The organism is Gordonia sp. NPDC003424 (genome assembly GCF_053588655.1).
Window position 1 is genome coordinate 94,289 of record NZ_JBSFQJ010000009.1, and the last position, 17,345, is coordinate 111,633.

The following is a 17,345-nucleotide window of genomic DNA, read 5'->3' on the forward strand; positions in this document are numbered from 1 at the left end:
CGGCCACCGAACGCGCGACGAGTGCGGAGGCACGACATGTGGGACCAGAATTATGCGCCGTACGACTCGCTGTATCTCTCGGCGTTGGTCGGTGCCATCCCGATCCTGGTGTTCCTGCTCTCACTGGTGGTGTTCCGGATCAAGGGCATCACCGCCGCCGCGATCTCCGCGGCGGTCGCCGCGGCCGTGGCACTGTTGATCTTCGGCATGCCGTTTCGGATGATCGTGGGTTCGGCGTTGTACGGCGCGGTGTCGGGCTTGTGGCCGATCGCGTGGATCGTCGTATTGGCGGTGTGGCTGTACAAGATCGCGGTGAAGAGCGGCCAGTTCGAGGTGATCCGTACCTCGATCGGCGGGATCTCGACCGATCAGCGAATCCAGGTGCTGCTCATCGCGTTCTGCTTCGGCGGGCTGCTGGAAGGCGCGGCGGGATTCGGCGTGCCCATAGCCATCTGCGCGGCATTGCTCGTCGAACTGGGGTTCCGCCCCATCAAGGCGGCGATGCTGTGCCTGGTCGCCAACGCCGGCGCCGGGGCCTACGGCGCGATCGGTATCCCGGTCATCCAGGGCGCCAAGGTCGGTGGGGTGGATCTGGATGCGCTGTCGACGTGGATGATCCCGGTGATCCAGGGCCTCACCGCGCTGATCCCGCTGATCCTGGTGGCGATCCTCGACGGTTGGAAGGGCGTGCGCCAGACGTGGCCCGCGTGGCTGGCGACCGGAATCGTGTTCTCCGGCCTGCAATGCCTCGTGCTGTTCCTCGCCGGACCGGAGTTGACCGACATCCTGCCGCCGCTCATCGCGATGGCGACGCTGGCCGGGCTCAGCCGCATCTGGCAGCCACGTGAGATCTATCGCGAGGGCGGTGTGGCGGCCCCGCCGTCGGCGAAGTACTCGGCGTGGGAAGTGATCATGGCATGGTCGCCGTTCTACTTCCTCACCGGCGCCATCCTGGTGTGGAGTCTCCCCTGGTTCAAGAATCTCTTCAAACCGGGAGGGGCGCTGGATTGGACGGTCCTCAACATCCACATGCCGTGGATCGACAACATGATCGTCGAGCATCCACCGGTGGCGGCCGCGTCGAATCCGATGCCTGCGGTGTGGCAGGTCAGTCTGATCGGCGCATCGGGCACCGCGGTGCTGGCGGCGATCCTGGTGACCGGCGCGTTCGCGCGGATCACGGTGCCCGAGGCACTCGAGCAGTTGCGGGCGACGATCCGCGAACTGTGGCGCCCGATCGCGCTGATCCTGTTGGTGCTGGCGCTGGCCTATATCACGAATCTGTCTGGTGCGACGGCCGCGATCGGGCTGGCCCTGGCCGGCGTCGGCACCATCTTCCCGCTGGTGTCGCCGATCATCGGCTGGATCGGCGTGTTCATCACCGGCTCGGTGGTCAACAACAACACCCTGTTCGCCAAGCTGCAGGCGGTCACCGCACAGCAACTCGGGGTGGACCCGACGCTGCTGGTCGCGTCCAACACCGGTGGCGGCACGATGGCGAAACTCGTGTCGGCGCAGTCGATCGCCATCGCCGCGTCGTCGGTCGGAGAGACGGGCAACGAGGGTGCGATCCTGCGGTCCTCGCTGAAGTATTCGCTGGCGTTTCTCGTCGTGGTGTGTGTGACGGTGTATCTGCTGTCGTTGGCGGCGTGAGGGTTACGCGGCCGGTCCGTAGTTGAGGTGGACGACGCCGTTGTCGTAGACATCGGAGCCGTTGAGGCGCAAGGTGTGTTCGGTGCCGTCGGCCCAGAGACGCAACCCGCCACCGAGGGCGATCGGATAGACGAACAGGTGCAGTTCGTCGAGCAACCCGTCGGCGATCAGCGCGCGCACCAGCGTTCCGCTCCCGGAGATGTAGATGTCACCGTCGCTGCTGTCCTTGATCTGGGCGATGGTGGCCGGGTCGTAGGGCCCGACGATCGTCGAGTTGGCCCAGTCGACCGACGGGGTGCCGCTGGTGACGACGAGTTTCTCGGTGTCGTTGAAGAAGGGGGCTCCCGGGTCGTCGTCGGCGGTCCGCGTCGACCAGGCCGGCGCGAACATCTCGAAGGTTTTGCGGCCCAGCAGAATCCGTGTCGATCGGGTGGTGAGGCCGCCGATCGTCACGCCCATCGCCGGATCGAAACCGAATGGTGCCGTCCAGGCAGGGTTCTCGAAAACCCCATCCAGCGAGATGAATTCGTGTGCCACGATCATGGCGCTCCTCACGTTGTTGTGACGTTCGCAGAGTACGACTGCCGGACGGCCCGGAACTCATCGGGGCATCCGGTCGTCGCGCGATGCGCGGCACACCGGATGTGCCACGATGAACGTCGTGGCGACACGGTGGGACGAGACGGACGCCCCGAAGGGCGACGACTACGACGCCCGGTGGGCTCGGCTCGCCGCACGCGGCGAGCACATCCACGGGGAGGCCGATCTCGTCGAATCGCTGCTGGCCGGGATCGGCGGGACCCTGGTCCTCGACGGCGGCTGCGGCACCGGGCGGATCGCGATCGAGTTGCGGCGCCGCGGCATCGACGTGGTGGGTGTCGACGCCGACGACACGATGCTGGCGACGGCGCGGCGCAACGCCCCGGACATCGACTGGGTGACCGCGGATCTAGCCGACGTGCCGGACACCGTGGACACGGGGTTCGATGTGGTGGTGCTCGCCGGCAACGTGATGATCTTCGTGCATCCCGGAACCGAGGGCGTCGTCCTCGATCAATGTGCCGGGCGTCTGCGTCCCGGTGGCCTGCTGGTGTCCGGCTTCCAATTGCGCGACGGCCGGATCTCACTCGGCGAGTACGACCGGTACGCGTCGGCCGCCGGTCTGGAACCCGTGGCGCGCTGGGCCACCTGGGATCGGCAACCGTATGCCGGCGGCGACTATGCGGTCTCTGTTCACCGCCGGTTCATCGGCTGAACACAGCCCGGGTTCGTCATCCGGCACGGCGGCGACATTGTGGCTATGCTGGCGCTTTCCACTGATCGACTTCGGGTGTAGACCGGAGTCGAGAACAGACGGGAGAGAGCGATGACCGCGGATCTGAGTGCCAACGCCGCTGCGGGCGGCTCGGTGAACCGCGCGGGCGGACGGCACATCCGGCTCACCTCGCATGCCGGTGGACTCGAGGCGCTTCCGATCCGGTGGGATGCGCCGACGGCGACCGAACGTGGGCCGGTCGTGGGCACCACCGCCCGCCGCGGACATCGCAATGTGATCGGCACGCACAGCGGTTCCTACAGCGTGTACCGGGCGCTCGCGGTCGCGGCGGGCGCATTGTCACGGGAGCATCGGGCCGATCTGACCGACACCGCCCCGACCTCGGAGATCGGCCCGTACCCACAGTGGTCGCAGCCCGGCGCGATCGTCAGCATCGACCCGTGGGGGGCGATGACGGCCGACGCGTTCGCCGACGAGCTGGCCGCCGGCTACGACATCCGGCCGACCATCGCGGTCACCCGTGCCCACGTGATCCTGCCCGAGATCGCCGACGCCATCGCCAAGGGCCGGTTGGTGCCCGACGAACGGTTCCTCTCGTCGTCGGGCGCGGCGCAGGTGACCAAGGTGGCGGTCGAGCCGGTCTGGTATCTGCCGGGCGTGGCCGAGCGGTTCGGCTGCACCGAGGCAGAGTTGCGCCGTGTGCTGTTCGAGGAGACCGGCGGCATGTATCCCGAGCTGGTGACCCGGTCGGACCTCGAGGTGTTCCTGCCTCCGATCGGCGGGCAGACGCTCTACATCTTCGGCGACGCCGCCGACCTCGCCGACCCGAGTGTGGAACTGACCGCGCGGGTGCACGACGAGTGCAACGGGTCGGATGTGTTCGGCTCCGACATCTGCACGTGCCGCCCGTATCTGACGCATGCGATCGAGGAGTGCATCCAGGGTGCGCAGCGCGGTGGTGTCGGGCTGGTCGCCTACTCCCGCAAGGAAGGTCGCGCGCTCGGCGAGGTCACCAAGTTCCTGGTGTACAACGCACGTAAACGCCAGGTCGGCGGCGACACCGCCGATCAGTACTTCGCGCGGACCGAATGTGTTGCGGGCGTGCAGGATATGCGGTTCCAGGAGCTGATGCCCGATGTGCTGCACTGGCTCGGCATCCGCAAGATCCATCGCCTGGTGTCGATGAGCAACATGAAGTACGACGCCATCACCGGTTCCGGCATCGAGGTGGGCGAACGCGTCAACATCCCCGACGATCTCATTCCCGCGGACGCGCAGGTGGAGATCGACGCGAAGATGGCCGCCGGATACTTCACCCCGGGTCCGGTGCCGGATGCCGTCGAACTCGCCAAGGCCAAGGGCCGGGGACTCGACGGATGACGGTGCACGTCGACCACGCCCTCGGTGTCGGTGATGCCGTTGCCGAGTTGCGCACGACGAGCGCCATTCGGGAGCGCGCGCGACAGCTTCTGGCGCGGGCCCGGGCCGGTGACTCGGCCTGGTTCGTGGTGCACGACGACGCGCTGGGCGCGGCTGCCGACGAGGTGGCCGCCGTGACCCGGCATCGCTATCCGAGCCTGGACATCCCCTACCACAGTCGCTGGCGGCATTTCGAGGCCCGCGGCGTCGATCGCCTTGCCGGACTGGATGATCGGTTGCCGACGGATACCGCCGAGCGGGCGCGGGTGCTGATCGACCTGGTCGTCGTCAGTGTGTTGCTCGATGCCGGCGCGGGTCCGGAATGGTCCTTCGACGAACCGGGCACGGGTCTGCGGATCGGGCGGTCCGAGGGCTTGGCGGTGGCGAGCTGGCATGCGTTTCTCGACGGGCGGTTCTCGTCGGATCCGTCGTCGCCGCTGCAGGTGGATGCGACGGCGCTACGGGGACTGTCCCCTGCCGCACTCGCCGACGCCTTTGCGGTGTCGTCGTCGAATCCGCTGGTCGGGACCGACGGTCGCGCGGCACTGCTGAATCGGCTCGGGGCGGCGCTCGACGCGGCACCGGAGGTGTTCGGCGCCGACGGACGTCCGGGCGGCCTCTACGACGCCGTCGTCGCGACGTCGGCGGACGGGTCGGTGCCCGCGCACACGATCCTGTCCGCACTGTTGTCGTCGCTGTCGGGAATCTGGTTGGCCGACAACATGATCGACGGCATTCCGCTCGGTGACTGTTGGCGTCACGCCGCGGTGAGCGGCGTCGGCGGCGGCGATGGCTGGATGCCGTTCCACAAGCTCTCGCAGTGGTTGACGTATTCGCTGCTGGAACCGTTCGAGTGGTCGGGCGTCACCGTGGTCGGTATCGATGAGCTGACCGCGTTGCCGGAGTACCGCAACGGCGGTCTGCTCCTCGACACCGGGGTGCTGACACCACGGGATCCGGGCTTCGCCACGCGCGAGTGGTCGGTGGCGGACGAACTCGTCGTCGAATGGCGCGCCTTGACCATCGCGCTGATCGACGAGCTCGCGCCCCTGGTGCGCGACCGGCTCGGAGTCGATGCCGACCGGATGCCGTTGGCGTGTGTCCTCGAGGGCGGTACCTGGGCGGCCGGTCGTGCGCTGGCGCAACGCCGCGGCGGTCTCCCCCCGTTGACCATCGTCAGCGACGGCACCGTTTTCTGATCCCGACAGCAAAGGATTCGCATGGACGACGTCGTTCTCATCGATCACCCACTGGTGCAGCACAAGCTGACTCTCATGCGCCGAAAGGACACCTCCACCAACGATTTCCGACGTCTCCTCACCGAGATCTCGACGCTGATGGCCTACGAGGTGCTCCACGACGTGCCGATGCACCCGGTCACCATCGAGACGCCGCTGGAGACGATGACCGCCAACGTGATCGACGGCAAGAAGGTGGTGTTCGCGTCGATCCTGCGGGCCGGCACCGGGATCGTCGACGGCATGCTCACCGTCGTGCCCGGCGCACGTGTCGGGCACATCGGTCTGTACCGCGATCCGAAAACACTGGTGGCCGTGGAGTACTACTTCAAGATGCCGGGTGATCTTGCCGAACGGGACGTCGTCGTCGTGGATCCCATGCTGGCGACCGGACATTCGGCGGTCGCGGCCGTCGACCGCATCAAGGAGTACGCGCCGCGGTCGATCAAATTCGTGTGCCTGTTGACATGTCCGCAGGGCATTCAGACACTCCGCGAGGCCCACCCGGATGTACCGATCTTCACCGCCGCGATCGACCGTGAGCTCGACGACCACGGGTACATCGTGCCGGGGCTGGGTGACGCCGGAGACCGGATCTTCGGGACGACCTGAGACTCACGTCCCCAGCTGCCAGGCGACGGCCGCGCCGAACGCGCCGACCGCGTTGAGCGCCCAGTGCAGCGCGATCGGCGCGAGCAGGCTCGTCGTGCGGTCACGCAACCAGCCGAACACCAGACCGGCAACCGAGGTGGCGATCACGGCGCCCAGGATGCCGGCGATCTGGGCGAGCAGACCGGAGCCGAGAAATCCGCTGAATCCGGCGTTGCCCGAGGTCAGCCCGAGCGACGACGAGATGTGCCACAGACCGAAGCACAGCGCACCGATGCCCAGGGTGGCGCGCCGGGAGAACAGTCGGTACAGCGAACCCTGCAGGACGCCGCGGAACAGGAACTCTTCCGGGAGCACCGTCTGCAGCGGGATGAACACGAGCGCCGCCAAGAGGGCGTCGGACGCACTGTTGTAGCGATCGTTGAGAAAGAACTGGCGCGTTGCCGGGATCGCGACCGCGATCGAGATCACCGCGAACACGACCACCACCGCGCCGACGGCGTACAGCACGCCGGCCCGCAATTCGTCGCGGCTGACACCGATCTCGCGCCACTTCATTCCCGCCGCCCGCGCTCCCCCGACGATGAGAACGGCCGCCACCGGCACGGCCAGCATCTCGGCCCAGTGGCCGGTGAAGTGCGCCACCAGATTCGTGGCGATCAGGGCGACGACGACGCCGGCGAGCAGGACGATCGACCGCGCTCTGGACGGCGGCGCGGTCTGCGCCGGCGGGCCGGGCGAGGTCGTCATGACAGAAGCCTTCCGGTGATCGGAGTGGAGAGATCTCCGAGCAAGTATTCCTCTATCCGCGGCCCGACGTGATCGGCGAGCTCGTCCAGCGTCAGCGTGGCGATCGGTGGGACCTCGAGGATGTAGCGCGCCATCGCGAGACCGAGCATCTGACTGGCGACCAGCGCGATCCGGGTGTCCCGACGATCGGGTTTGGCCAGATCCCCCAGCGCCTGGCCGGCGAACCCCAGGAACAGTTCCCGCAGGGCGACCGCAACCTCGTGGTGGGTCATGGCGATGCGCAGCACTCCGACCATCCGCGTCCGGAACTCGGGGTTGCCGTCCCACAGACCGATTCCGCGGCGCACCAGTTCGGCACCCGGCGACGGTGTGTCGGGATCGAATCCGGCGAAGACCTCGGCGACGTCGATGTCGGGCCGCAACGCGGCCACCATCAGCCGGTTCTTGTTGCCGAAGTAGTGATGGATCAGCGCCGGATCGACACCGGCGCGCTGCGCGATCCCGCGCATCGTCGTCCGTTCGAAACCCTTTTCCGCGAACAACTCCCGCGCGGCCGCGAGGATCTCGTCGGATTTGCGGTGGGCGGCGTCGACGTCGGCCAGCCGCGGGCGGCCGCGCCGGCCCGTCGTCATCGGCCCGAACCGCGGGCGAGTACCAGCATGCGCTCTTCGATCGTCGCCGGCACCTGATCGAGGTCCGCGTCGATGTCGGCCGCCGCCAGTACCGCTGCCAGGGCGTCGGGATCGGTGTCGGGTACACGGATGGCGGTGCCATCGAGGATGACGGGGATGTCCGCGTCGTTGAGGACGGCGAACGTGCGGGTCCAGTCCGGGCTGCGGACCGCGATCGCCCGGGTGTCCCCGACGATGTCGGACTCGTCACCGGAGGCGACGAGTTGCCCCTGCGACATCAGCAGCAGCCGATCGCATTCCTGGGCTTCCTCCATGTAGTGGGTGGTGACCAGGACGCCGATCCCGGCGTCCGCCTGCTCCCGGATGGTGTCCCACAGGCGTGCCCGTGACAGGGCGTCGACGCCCGACGTCGGTTCGTCGAGGACCAGGGCTTCGGGGTGATGGGCCAGGGCGACCACGAACGCGACCTGGCGTTGCGTGCCCAACGGGAGGTCGCCGACGAGGACGTCGGCGCGGTCGGCCAATTGGTCCGGGAGCGCAGGCATCTCGATGCCGTAGGACTGGGCGCTGAATGCGAGGTTCTCCCCCACGGTGAGGTCGCGGTAGAGGCCCAGGTTCTGTGGCACATACCCCAGCCGGGCGCGGCGGGCGCGATCGGGCGGGCCGTCGAAAAGGGTCACCTCGCCATCGGATGCGGTCAGCAACCCGAGCAACATGCGGATCAGGGTGGTCTTGCCGGCGCCGTTGGCGCCCAGCAGCCCGACGACCTCGCCCGAGGAGACCGACATGGTCACGTCGTCGACGGCGGTGAAGTCGCCGAATCGGCGCGTCACCGCGTCGGCGCTCATCGCGATCTCGCTCATGCCACACCCGCCTGCATCCGTCGGGTCACCGACATCGCGATGACGATGTCCTCCAGATCCGGATCGACCCTTGGGTTCTCGGTCTGCGGGATGGCGGCCTCCGGCCAGTATTCGTGGCGTTCCCGTCCGCGGCGCCACGACCATTCGGGGCGCACCGGCCGACCGACGGTGATCGTGCCGGCGAATGTCTCGTGAACATGCCGGTAGGAGCCTTGGACCAGCACTCGTCCACCGTCGAGCACCACCAGGTGCCCCGCGCGTTCGGCCTCGTCGAGGTAGGTGGTCGACATGAGCACTCCGGCGCCCTCGGCCGCGACTTCGGACACCATGCGCCACAGATCTATTCGGCTGACCGGGTCGACGCCGGTGCTGGGTTCGTCGAGCAGGACCAGGGACGGTCGATGGATCATGGCCATCGACGCACCGAGCTTGCGGCGCATTCCACCGGAGAGTGCGGACGCCTGCCGGTCGGCCGCGACACCGAGCCCGGCCCGCTCGATCATCTCCTCACGGCGAGAACGGAGTTCCGTGCCGGCGAGGCCGTACATGCCGCCGGCGAAGTCGAGGTTCTGTCGGACGGTCAACGCTCCCCAACTCCCCGGCCCGGCCGGCAGAAATCCCATGTGGTGCTTTTCCACCGAGTCGACCACTCCGGAGTCGGGTGACACCTGACGGGCCAGCGTTCGGAGCAGGGTTGATTTGCCGGCGCCGTCGCCGCCGACCACGGCGACCACCGTTCCGCCCGGGATCTCGACGGTGACGTCGTCGAGGGCGATGCGATGGCCGAAACGCACCGTGACACCGCTGACCGCTGCGATCATGATGCCGCGTGGGCGCCGGTTCCGGCATCGGTGGAAGCGCGGTGCGACGACTTGATGTTCGGCGCCAGATCACGACGGAATCGCATTGTCGCCGCGGTGAAGACGACGACGGCCATGACCGTGAGCACCAGCAGCGGCAACCACAGTGACGAGATCGGCGCATCTCGGAGCATGACGCCCTGCGAGATCATGGTGAAGTAGGTCAGCGGCAGGAGGTAGCCGATCCATCGGACCCCGGCGGCCATGGCGTCGAGCGGGAAGATCATGCCCGACAACAGGATCTGGGGTAACAACATCATCATCGCGGTCTGGATGGCCTGCCCGCTGTTCTGTGAGATGGTCGAGATCAGCACACCGAGACCCAGGACGACGAACAGGAAGAGCGCGGCTCCCAGTGCGAAGATCCCGACGTTGCCGTTGAAGGGGACGTCGAAGAGCAGCATGCCGAGCACGGTGACGATGATCATGTCCAGTGCGGCCAGCAGGAAGTACGGGACGATCTTGCCCAGGATCACCTGACTGGGCCGAATCGGCATGACGGCCAACTGTTCCAGTGTGCCGGCCTCGCGTTCGCGGACCAGTCCGATGCTGGTGACGATGGTGCCGATGAAGGTGAGGATCAGCCCGATGATCGCCGGGATCATCACCCACGATGTCTTGAGGCCGGGATTGAAGAGCACCTGCACCTGCACCTGTCCGCCGGCCTTGTTGAGGACCGCGACCGACGACTGTGCCGCAAAGAGATTCGACCCGTCGACGAGCGCGAGAATCGGGCCCGACCCCGTCGGGGTCACCAGCGCGACGTCAACCTTGTTCTCGCGCAACAACTGTTCGGCATCGGATTGGGTGTCGGTGGTCGACGTCTCGGTGACCTCGAAATAGGACGGAAGGGAGGCCGTCACCTGGGTGGCCTCCGGACCCACGACCGCGGTCTTCACCGACGACACATAGAAGTTCGCCGCATAGCCGAACACCACGAGCAGCAGCAGCGGCAGGACTATCAGCATGGCCAGGGTTCTGCGGTCCCGCAGAAGCTCACGAAACTCTTTGATGATCATCGCGCGCATGAGGCGATCGTAGGCCGCGGTGATCGCTGAGGTCAACGGTTGATGAATAAATTGGCGGGACCACTGAATGTCGGGCTGCGTCCGCGCTTGGGCAGAATGGTCAACGTGCGCCCATCCGCAGCCGTATCCGACGCGCTCGAGCGTCATCAGGTCGCCGTCTATCTCGGCGCGATCGTGCTCGGTGCAGTTGTGGGTTTGGTTGCACCCGAAGCGGGTTCGGCCCTCGAGTACGCGATCACGCCGGCGTTGGCCGCGCTGCTCTATGTCACCTTCCTGCAGGTGCCGATCGCCACGCTGGCCTCCTCCATTCGGGACTCGCGCTTCCTGGGCGTGCTCCTGGTGGTGAACTTCGTGATCGTCCCGATCGTGGTTCTCGCGTTGTATCAGCTGCTCCCGGTCGACGTCGGCATCCGCGCGGGCGTGCTCCTCGTCCTGCTGTGTCCGTGTATCGACTATGTGGTGGTGTTCAGCGGCCTCGCGGGCGGGGACAGCAGACGATTGCTGGCGGCCACACCGATTCTCCTGCTGTTGCAGATGGCACTGTTGCCGCTGTTCCTCACGCTGTTTCTCGGCGGCGAGATCGCGTCGGTGGTCGATCCGACGCCGTTCGTGACCGCGTTCGTGGCGCTCATCGTCATCCCGTTGGCACTGGCGTGGCTCACGCAGACGTGGTCCCGGCGTTCGGTTGCACTGCAACGGTTTCGCCCTGCCGCCGACAGTGCGATGGTGCCGTTGATGGCACTGGTCCTGTTCGTCGTGGTGGCATCGCAGATGGACACCCTCGACGACCACGCCGCCGAGATCGCGGCGGTCGTGCCGGTCTTCGCGATCTTCCTGGTGGTGATGGTGACCGTCGGGTTGGTGATCGGACGGTGGACGGGTCTCGACCGTCCTGCCCGACGTGCGGTCGGCTTCTCCGGGGCGACGCGCAATTCCCTGGTGGTGCTGCCGTTGGCGCTGGCGTTGCCGGCGCAGTACGACGTCGCCGCGTCGGCGGTGGTGACGCAGACCCTGGTGGAGGTGGTGGGGATGGTGGTGCTCGTCGCCGTCATCCCCCGACTGGACCGGTGATCAGGGTGCGACGCCCGCGGTGAGTCCACCGTCCATGACGAATTCCGTGCCGGTGGCATACGACGATTCGTCGCTGGCCAGGAAGACGATGAAGGTCGACACCTCCGCCGATTCCGCGGCACGTCCGAGCGGCACCTTGATCATGTCTTCCGGAAGCCCCTCGGTCATCGGGGTCCGGATCATGCCGGGATGGATGGAGTTCACGCGGATGTTGTGCGGTGCGAGTTCCAGCGCGGCCGATTTCGCCAGCCCCCGGACTCCCCACTTGGAGGCCACGTAGCCGTGGGCCCACGGGCTGCCCTGCAGCCCCTCCACCGACGACACGTTGATGATCGATCCGCCGCCGGCCGCGATCATCGGCTCGACGGCCACCTGCATCCCCAGAAACGTTCCGGTGAGATTGACGTCGATGATCTGGCGCCATTTGTCGAGCCGGAACTTCTCCAGGCTCGCGCCGTTGACGATGCCCGCGTTGTTGACCAGGACGTTGAGTTTGCCGAACTCGTCGACCGCGGTACGGGCCGCCGCGGCCCAATCCTCCGGTGACGTCACATCGAGGTGCACATAGCGTGCGGCGTCGCCGAGTTCGTCGGCCAGCGCTTTGCCCTCGTCGTCGAGGATGTCACCGATGACCACCTCGGCCCCCTCGGCGACGAGCATGCGCGCATGCGACGCCCCCATGCCCCGAGAACCGCCGCTGATCACCGCAACCTTGTCGTCTACGCGTCCCATGGCGCCCAAGGCTACCTGCTCAGAACGGGTTTGAGAACACGTTCTACCGCTTTTCGAGGTCGCGTGGTCTACTGATATGGACAGGAGTCCGGACAATTGTTCACCTGACCAGTGCAAGGAGGCATCGCATGGCCATCCGTGTGGCCCACGTCGGAACCGGAAATGTCGGGCGACTCGCCCTGCGACAGCTGATCGAGGATGCCCGGTTCGACCTCGTCGGGCTCTGCGTGTCGGCGGCCGAAAAGGTCGGCAAGGACGCAGCCGAGCTGGCCGGCGTCCCCGGCGAACCGACCGGCGTGCACGCGACCGACGATCTGGCCGCGATCATCGCCACCAAACCCGACTGCGTGGTGTACTGCGCGATGGGCGACACGAGACCCGTGGAGGCGTTCGACGACTGCCTCCAGATCTTGGCCGCGGGTATCGACGTCGTCGGCTCGGCACCGGGCACCCTGCAATACCCGTGGGGTGTGATGCCGGAGAAGGCGATCGGCAAGGTGGAGCGGATCGCCGCGGACAACGAGGCGAGCATCTTCATCACCGGAGTCGACCCGGGGTTTGCCAACGATCTGATTCCGTTCGCATTTGCCGGTACGTGCCAACAGATCTCGCAGATCCGATGCCTGGAGATCGCCGACTACGCGACCTACGACGGCGCGACGGTGATGTTCGACGTCATGGGTTTTGCCAAGCCGATGGACGAGACACCGATGCTGTTCCTGCCCGGTGTTCTCGGATTGGCCTGGGGCACAACGATTCGGCAGCTCGCCGCCGGGTTGGGGGTGACCGTCGAGGAGATCGTCGAACGGTACGAGGAGGAACCGGCACCCGAGGCGTTCGACATCGCGACCGGTCATGTGGCGCAGGGAACTCGGGCGGCGGTGCGGTTCGAGATCATCGGCATGGTCGGCGGCAAGGAGGCGATAGTCGTCGAACACATCACTCGTCTCCGCGAGGACATCGGTGCCCAGTGGGCGCGGCCCGCACAGCCGGGTGGCTGCTATCGCGTGGAGATCGTCGGCGAGCCGTCGTATCGGGTCGACATCTGTCCCACCAGCGAGCGCGGCGATCACAATCACGCGGCCATCGTGGCCGCGGCGGGGCGCATCGTGAACGCGATCCCCGCGGTGATCGAGGGGCCGGCCGGGATTCTCACCACGCTGGACCTGCCGCTGATCACCGGGGCAGGAACGTTCACCGGGTGACGGGGGTGCGGTCGAGCACGAGGTCGGCCGCGGTGCGGTAGCGATCGTAGACCTCGGGGGTGTGATCGCCGACCTCCCTCGACTCGGTGGCGATCGGCCAGACCGGCAACTCCCCGGTCAGTGCCCACGCCGCCTGACGTGCGGCACCGATCGCGACATACTCACCCGGCTCCGGGATCACCACCGACCGTCCGAAGAGTCCGGGCGCCGTCGCCGCAACGGCCTCCGACCGGGCCCCGCCGCCGACCATCAGGACCCGATCGACGACGATGCCCTGCCGCTCGATCAGCTCCCTGCAATAGACGAGGGAACACAGCAGGCCCTCGACCGCCGCGCGGGCGACATTCGGGGGCGTCCAGTTGCGGCCGGTGATGCCGACCAGCGATCCGGTGGCGTCGGGCAGATTCGGGGATCGTTCACCGGCGAAGTACGGCACCATCACCAGCCCGTCCGCTCCCGGAGAGGCGTCGAGAGCGAGGCGTCCGAACTCCGCGAGGTCGACGCCGAGCATCGCCGCCGTCGACGCCAGCACCGGCGCACCGTTGAGCGTGCAGACGAGCGGCAGGTGGCGTCCGGTGGCATCGGCGAATCCCGCCACGAGCCCGCGCCCGTCGTGCGGCGCGGTGTCGGTCACCGCGCTCACCACGCCCGAGGTGCCCAGTGACACCACGCAATCGCCCGGGCCGGCGCCGAGACCGAGTGCGGCAGCGGCATTGTCGCCGGCACCCGGCCCCAGCACGGCACCAGTCGCCGTCCGTCCCGCCCGATCTCCGGGAGCCACCACCCGCGGCAGATGCGGTTGTCGTCCACGGAAGGCGACGGCGAGCAGATCTGTCCGGTAGGCGTCCGCGGCGGCGGAGAAGTAGCCGGTGCCCGACGCGTCGCTGCGGTCGGTCGTCAGCGATGCGACGTCGCGCTCCCCACGCAACCGCCAGGTGAGCCAGTCGTGCGGCAGGCACACCGCGGCGGTGGCGTCGGCGACGTCGGGTTCGTGGTCGGCAACCCAGCGCAACTTCGCCGCGGTGAACGAGGCAACCGGCACCAGCCCGACCGACTCCGCCCAGGCGTCGCGACCGCCCAGGTCGTCGACGAGGTCGGCGGCCGCCGTCGCGGACCGGGTGTCGTTCCACAACAACGCATCCCGCAGCACCGCTCCGTCGGCGTCGAGGCAGATCAGCCCGTGCTGCTGTCCGCCGACCGAGATCGCAGCGACGTCGTCGAGTCCTCCGGCCGCCGAGATCGCCTGCTGCAAGGCCTCCCACCAGCATTCGGGGTTCACCTCGGTACCCGGCGGGTGGGCGGCCGTTCCCGTGCGGAGCATCCGGCCGTCGTCGGCATCGCAGATCACGACCTTGCAGGACTGCGTGGACGAATCCACCCCGGCGACCAGGGTCATGACAGCAGCTCGGAGAGCGTCGCGTGGGCTCCCTTGTGGCGCAACGACTCCAGCGCCCACAGGTAGGGTCGGGTGAACCGTTCGTCGTCGACCAGATCACCGAACAGGTCCCGGTCGGCGACGAACGCCAGTGTGCGGGTGCGGGATTCCTGCGCCAGCGGGACGAGCCGGTCGGCCAGCGGGTCGACGACCTCGATCGGCTCCCCGTTCTCGTCGACACCTTCGGCGTATCGGGTCCAGCTCGCGACGACGGCGGCGGCGAGCGCGACATCGCCGTCGGCGTCGAGCCGTTCGCGGATCACCGGGACGAGCCACTTGGGGATACGGTCGGAGGAATCCTGGCACAGCCGCGCGATGGTGTCGGCGATGGCCGGGTTGGAGAACCGTTCGATGAGCGTCGCGGTGTAGTCGTCGAGATCGACCCCGGGGACCGGCTGCAGGGTCGGGCGCCCCTCCTCGGACATGTAGCGCTGCAACAGTGTTCGGATGAGCGGGTCCGTGGTCGCGTCGTGCACGTAGCGGTGGCCGAGCAGATACCCGAAGTAGCAGAGCGCCTGGTGACTGGCGTTGAGCAACCGGAGTTTCATCAACTCGTACGGCGTGACGTCGTCGACGACCTGCACACCGACCGATTCGAGTTCCGGTCGCCCCATGGAGAAGTGGTCTTCGAGTACCCACTGGGTGAAGGGCTCGGCGACCACCGGCCACCGATCGTCGATCGCGGTCTGTTCGGCGACCTCCGCACGGAGATCCGGTGGGGTGGCGGGAGTGATCCGGTCGACCATCGAGTTCGGGAAGCAGGTGTGTTCGGCCATCCACTCCGCGACCGCCGGATCCTTCAACCGCGCGAAGGCGAGGAAGGTGGTGCGTGCCACCTCGCCGTTGCCCTGGATGTTGTCGCAGGACATCACCGTGAACGATCCGACGCCCCGGGTCCGGCGCCGCGCCGCGGCCTCGGTGACGAGTCCGAACACGGTGCGGGGCACCGCATCGTCGGCCAGGTCGGCGACGATGTCGGGGTTGGTTGCGTCGAACTCGCCGGTGGACGGCGAGAAGTTGTATCCACCCTCGGTCACCGTCAGCGACACGACCTCGGTGTCCGGGGACGCGAGCTTCTCGATCACCGCCTCGGGATCATCGGGGGCATAGAGGTATTCGACGATCGAGCCGATCACCCGTCGCTCCACGGCGCCGTCGGGGTGCTTGAGGGTGAGCGTGTACAGGCCGTCCTGCGGGGCGAGAGCGTCGCGCATCGCGGTGTCCGGGGGGCGGACCCCGACGCCGCATATCCCCCACCCTGACGCGTCGCCGAGTTCGAGCAGCCGATCGAGATACATGGCCTGATGGGCCCGATGGAATCCACCGACGCCGAAATGGACGATGCCCGTGCGTAACCCGGCCCGGTCGTAGGAGGGAACGGCAATCGTGTCGATGGTGGGCAACGCGGCGTCTGTGAGGGGGTGGGTGTCAGTCATTGTCAGCCTCTTTCTGCCCGTCGTTTGGAACGTTGGTCTCGCAAGCGGGCTCCTCGGGGGGAGGTTGGTGGGGGTGGTGGGCGACGCCGGGATAGACGACGGCCTTGATGCTGCCGGGGGTACGGTCGGCGTCGAGCGCGGCCGCCACGTCGTCGAGGCCGTGTCGTGATGTGACCATGGCGGCGAGGTCGACGCGACCCGACGTTGCCAAGGCCGTCGCGGCCGGCCACGTGTTCGCGTATCGGAACACCCCGGTGAGGACGATCTCCCGATTCTGGATCAGCGAGACCGGCAGGGTCATCTCGTCGGCGCCCATACCCACCAGGACGGCTCGGCCGGCCGGCCGGAGCAGCCGGATACCCGCGGCGACCGCCGCCGGAGCTCCGCTCGCGTCGACGAACGCGTCGGTGGGCGTGACCGGCGATCCGGGTTCGACCACCTCGGTCGCACCGAAGGCGCCGGCGGTTTCCCGGCGGATGGGATCGGGTTCGCTGACGACGATCCGGGTGACACCCGCGGCCGCCGCCACCTGGACGCACATCAGGCCGATCGGCCCGGCGCCGGCGATCAGGACCGAATCCCCCATGCCGACAGCCGCTTTGCGAAGTGCGGCGATGGCCACCGACAGCGGCTCGAAGAGCGCGGCCACCTCGTCGCTGATCTCGTCGGGGACGGGATGGGCGAACGCCGACCCGATGGTCACATACTCCGCGAGCGCACCGTCGACCGGTGGCGTCGCGAAGAACCGCATGTGCGGGCACAGGTTGTAGAGACCGCGCCGACTCTCGTCCGTGGCCGGGTCCGGCGCCTGGGGCTCGATCGACACCCGTTCACCGATGCGGGACGACGAGACGCCCGCTCCGACGCCCACGATGACGCCGGACGCCTCGTGGCCGAGGATCAGCGGTGTGTCGACGACGTGGTCACCGATGCGTCCGTGCCGCAGGTAGTGCGTGTCGGAACCACACACACCCACGGCCGCGATCCGGACCAGGACCTGGGCGTTTCCCGGTTCCGGCACGGGTCGCGTCTCGACGGTCAGCCGCCCGCCGGGATGCAGGACACTCGCTCGCATCGTGGTGATCGTCGGATCACGTTGGTCATTCACTGTTGCCTGGATCACATCGGCGATGTTAGC

The 17,345-nt window shown here is 67.7% G+C and carries 17 protein-coding genes; 7 read left to right on the plus strand and 10 right to left on the minus strand.

Going from position 1 to position 17,345, the window contains the following annotated elements; genetic code table 11:
- The first annotated feature begins 36 nt into the window (after positions 1-36).
- Complete coding sequence (locus ACWDTI_RS15145) at positions 37-1,653, plus strand: L-lactate permease (RefSeq protein WP_449738921.1); 1,617 nt, start codon at positions 37-39, stop codon at positions 1,651-1,653.
- A 3-nt stretch (positions 1,654-1,656) separates the two neighbouring features.
- Here the strand turns inward: ACWDTI_RS15145 and ACWDTI_RS15150 are convergent, their stop codons facing one another.
- The gene (locus tag ACWDTI_RS15150; protein WP_449738922.1) at positions 1,657-2,196 is read right to left on the minus strand and encodes a dihydrofolate reductase family protein; all 540 of its coding nucleotides are present in this window, start codon (positions 2,194-2,196) and stop codon (positions 1,657-1,659) included.
- A 118-nt stretch (positions 2,197-2,314) separates the two neighbouring features.
- Here ACWDTI_RS15150 and ACWDTI_RS15155 point away from each other — a divergent pair, with 118 nt between their 5' ends.
- From ACWDTI_RS15155 to upp, 4 genes are all read left to right on the plus strand, one after another.
- Positions 2,315-2,908, plus strand: a complete 594-nt coding sequence (locus ACWDTI_RS15155) for a class I SAM-dependent DNA methyltransferase (RefSeq protein ID WP_449738923.1) — start codon at positions 2,315-2,317, stop codon at positions 2,906-2,908.
- A 111-nt stretch (positions 2,909-3,019) separates the two neighbouring features.
- Positions 3,020-4,309: a GTP cyclohydrolase II gene (locus tag ACWDTI_RS15160; protein WP_449738924.1), complete on the plus strand. Its 1,290-nt coding sequence runs from the start codon at positions 3,020-3,022 to the stop codon at positions 4,307-4,309.
- Entirely contained in the window at positions 4,306-5,547 is a 1,242-nt protein-coding gene (locus tag ACWDTI_RS15165) for a URC4/urg3 family protein (protein ID WP_449738925.1), read from the plus strand. The genes ACWDTI_RS15160 and ACWDTI_RS15165 overlap by 4 nt, the downstream gene beginning before the upstream one ends.
- Before the next feature lie 21 nt (positions 5,548-5,568).
- Positions 5,569-6,198 carry a uracil phosphoribosyltransferase gene (gene upp, locus ACWDTI_RS15170; RefSeq protein WP_449738926.1) on the plus strand — a complete coding sequence of 210 codons (630 nt, stop codon included), beginning with the start codon at positions 5,569-5,571 and terminating at the stop codon, positions 6,196-6,198.
- Positions 6,199-6,201: 3 nt separating this feature from the next.
- Here upp and ACWDTI_RS15175 read toward each other — a convergent pair whose 3' ends face one another.
- The 5 genes from ACWDTI_RS15175 to ACWDTI_RS15195 are packed head-to-tail and all read right to left on the minus strand — an operon-like array spanning position 6,202 to position 10,328.
- Positions 6,202-6,945 (minus strand): CPBP family intramembrane glutamic endopeptidase, encoded by a 744-nt coding sequence (locus ACWDTI_RS15175; RefSeq protein ID WP_449738927.1) that lies wholly within the window; start codon positions 6,943-6,945, stop codon positions 6,202-6,204.
- On the minus strand, positions 6,942-7,577 hold the full coding sequence (locus tag ACWDTI_RS15180; protein WP_449738928.1) for a TetR/AcrR family transcriptional regulator: 636 nt from the start codon (positions 7,575-7,577) through the stop codon (positions 6,942-6,944). Before ACWDTI_RS15180 ends, ACWDTI_RS15175 begins: the two co-directional genes overlap by 4 nt.
- Complete coding sequence (locus ACWDTI_RS15185) at positions 7,574-8,440, minus strand: ABC transporter ATP-binding protein (protein ID WP_449738929.1); 867 nt, start codon at positions 8,438-8,440, stop codon at positions 7,574-7,576. The genes ACWDTI_RS15180 and ACWDTI_RS15185 overlap by 4 nt, the downstream gene beginning before the upstream one ends.
- Complete coding sequence (locus ACWDTI_RS15190) at positions 8,437-9,261, minus strand: ABC transporter ATP-binding protein (RefSeq protein ID WP_449738930.1); 825 nt, start codon at positions 9,259-9,261, stop codon at positions 8,437-8,439. The genes ACWDTI_RS15185 and ACWDTI_RS15190 overlap by 4 nt, the downstream gene beginning before the upstream one ends.
- Positions 9,258-10,328, minus strand: a complete 1,071-nt coding sequence (locus ACWDTI_RS15195; RefSeq protein WP_449738931.1) for an ABC transporter permease — start codon at positions 10,326-10,328, stop codon at positions 9,258-9,260. The genes ACWDTI_RS15190 and ACWDTI_RS15195 overlap by 4 nt, the downstream gene beginning before the upstream one ends.
- Before the next feature lie 105 nt (positions 10,329-10,433).
- On the opposite strand from ACWDTI_RS15195, the gene ACWDTI_RS15200 reads away from it, so the two are divergent.
- Complete coding sequence (locus tag ACWDTI_RS15200) at positions 10,434-11,399, plus strand: arsenic resistance protein (RefSeq protein ID WP_449738932.1); 966 nt, start codon at positions 10,434-10,436, stop codon at positions 11,397-11,399.
- Here the strand turns inward: ACWDTI_RS15200 and ACWDTI_RS15205 are convergent, their stop codons facing one another.
- A complete protein-coding gene (locus tag ACWDTI_RS15205) occupies positions 11,400-12,131 on the minus strand; it encodes a glucose 1-dehydrogenase (RefSeq protein WP_449738933.1) in 732 nt (243 codons plus the stop codon).
- 128 nt (positions 12,132-12,259) lie between these two features.
- Between ACWDTI_RS15205 and ACWDTI_RS15210 the strand changes: the two genes are divergently transcribed.
- Positions 12,260-13,336 (plus strand): NAD(P)H-dependent amine dehydrogenase family protein, encoded by a 1,077-nt coding sequence (locus ACWDTI_RS15210; RefSeq protein ID WP_449738934.1) that lies wholly within the window; start codon positions 12,260-12,262, stop codon positions 13,334-13,336.
- Here the strand turns inward: ACWDTI_RS15210 and ACWDTI_RS15215 are convergent.
- From ACWDTI_RS15215 to ACWDTI_RS15225, 3 genes are read right to left on the minus strand one after another with little or no spacing between them, the layout of a single operon-like run.
- The gene (locus ACWDTI_RS15215; protein ID WP_449738935.1) at positions 13,326-14,732 is read right to left on the minus strand and encodes a xylulokinase; all 1,407 of its coding nucleotides are present in this window, start codon (positions 14,730-14,732) and stop codon (positions 13,326-13,328) included. The genes ACWDTI_RS15210 and ACWDTI_RS15215 overlap by 11 nt on opposite strands.
- Positions 14,729-16,207: a mannitol dehydrogenase family protein gene (locus tag ACWDTI_RS15220; protein WP_449738936.1), complete on the minus strand. Its 1,479-nt coding sequence runs from the start codon at positions 16,205-16,207 to the stop codon at positions 14,729-14,731. Before ACWDTI_RS15220 ends, ACWDTI_RS15215 begins: the two co-directional genes overlap by 4 nt.
- Positions 16,200-17,282, minus strand: a complete 1,083-nt coding sequence (locus ACWDTI_RS15225; RefSeq protein WP_449738937.1) for an NAD(P)-dependent alcohol dehydrogenase — start codon at positions 17,280-17,282, stop codon at positions 16,200-16,202. The genes ACWDTI_RS15220 and ACWDTI_RS15225 overlap by 8 nt, the downstream gene beginning before the upstream one ends.
- Positions 17,283-17,345 lie beyond the last annotated feature (63 nt).

Coding starts and splice junctions, on each gene's coding strand:
- ACWDTI_RS15145 (WP_449738921.1), top strand. CDS start 37: ATGTGGGACCAGAATTATGCGCCGTACGACTCGCTGTATCTCTCGGCG.
- ACWDTI_RS15150 (WP_449738922.1), bottom strand. CDS start 2,196: ATGATCGTGGCACACGAATTCATCTCGCTGGATGGGGTTTTCGAGAAC.
- ACWDTI_RS15160 (WP_449738924.1), top strand. CDS start 3,020: ATGACCGCGGATCTGAGTGCCAACGCCGCTGCGGGCGGCTCGGTGAAC.
- ACWDTI_RS15165 (WP_449738925.1), top strand. CDS start 4,306: ATGACGGTGCACGTCGACCACGCCCTCGGTGTCGGTGATGCCGTTGCC.
- upp (WP_449738926.1), top strand. CDS start 5,569: ATGGACGACGTCGTTCTCATCGATCACCCACTGGTGCAGCACAAGCTG.
- ACWDTI_RS15175 (WP_449738927.1), bottom strand. CDS start 6,945: ATGACGACCTCGCCCGGCCCGCCGGCGCAGACCGCGCCGCCGTCCAGA.
- ACWDTI_RS15180 (WP_449738928.1), bottom strand. CDS start 7,577: ATGACGACGGGCCGGCGCGGCCGCCCGCGGCTGGCCGACGTCGACGCC.
- ACWDTI_RS15185 (WP_449738929.1), bottom strand. CDS start 8,440: ATGAGCGAGATCGCGATGAGCGCCGACGCGGTGACGCGCCGATTCGGC.
- ACWDTI_RS15190 (WP_449738930.1), bottom strand. CDS start 9,261: ATGATCGCAGCGGTCAGCGGTGTCACGGTGCGTTTCGGCCATCGCATC.
- ACWDTI_RS15195 (WP_449738931.1), bottom strand. CDS start 10,328: ATGCGCGCGATGATCATCAAAGAGTTTCGTGAGCTTCTGCGGGACCGC.
- ACWDTI_RS15205 (WP_449738933.1), bottom strand. CDS start 12,131: ATGGGACGCGTAGACGACAAGGTTGCGGTGATCAGCGGCGGTTCTCGG.
- ACWDTI_RS15210 (WP_449738934.1), top strand. CDS start 12,260: ATGGCCATCCGTGTGGCCCACGTCGGAACCGGAAATGTCGGGCGACTC.
- ACWDTI_RS15215 (WP_449738935.1), bottom strand. CDS start 14,732: ATGACCCTGGTCGCCGGGGTGGATTCGTCCACGCAGTCCTGCAAGGTC.
- ACWDTI_RS15220 (WP_449738936.1), bottom strand. CDS start 16,207: ATGACTGACACCCACCCCCTCACAGACGCCGCGTTGCCCACCATCGAC.
- ACWDTI_RS15225 (WP_449738937.1), bottom strand. CDS start 17,282: ATGCGAGCGAGTGTCCTGCATCCCGGCGGGCGGCTGACCGTCGAGACG.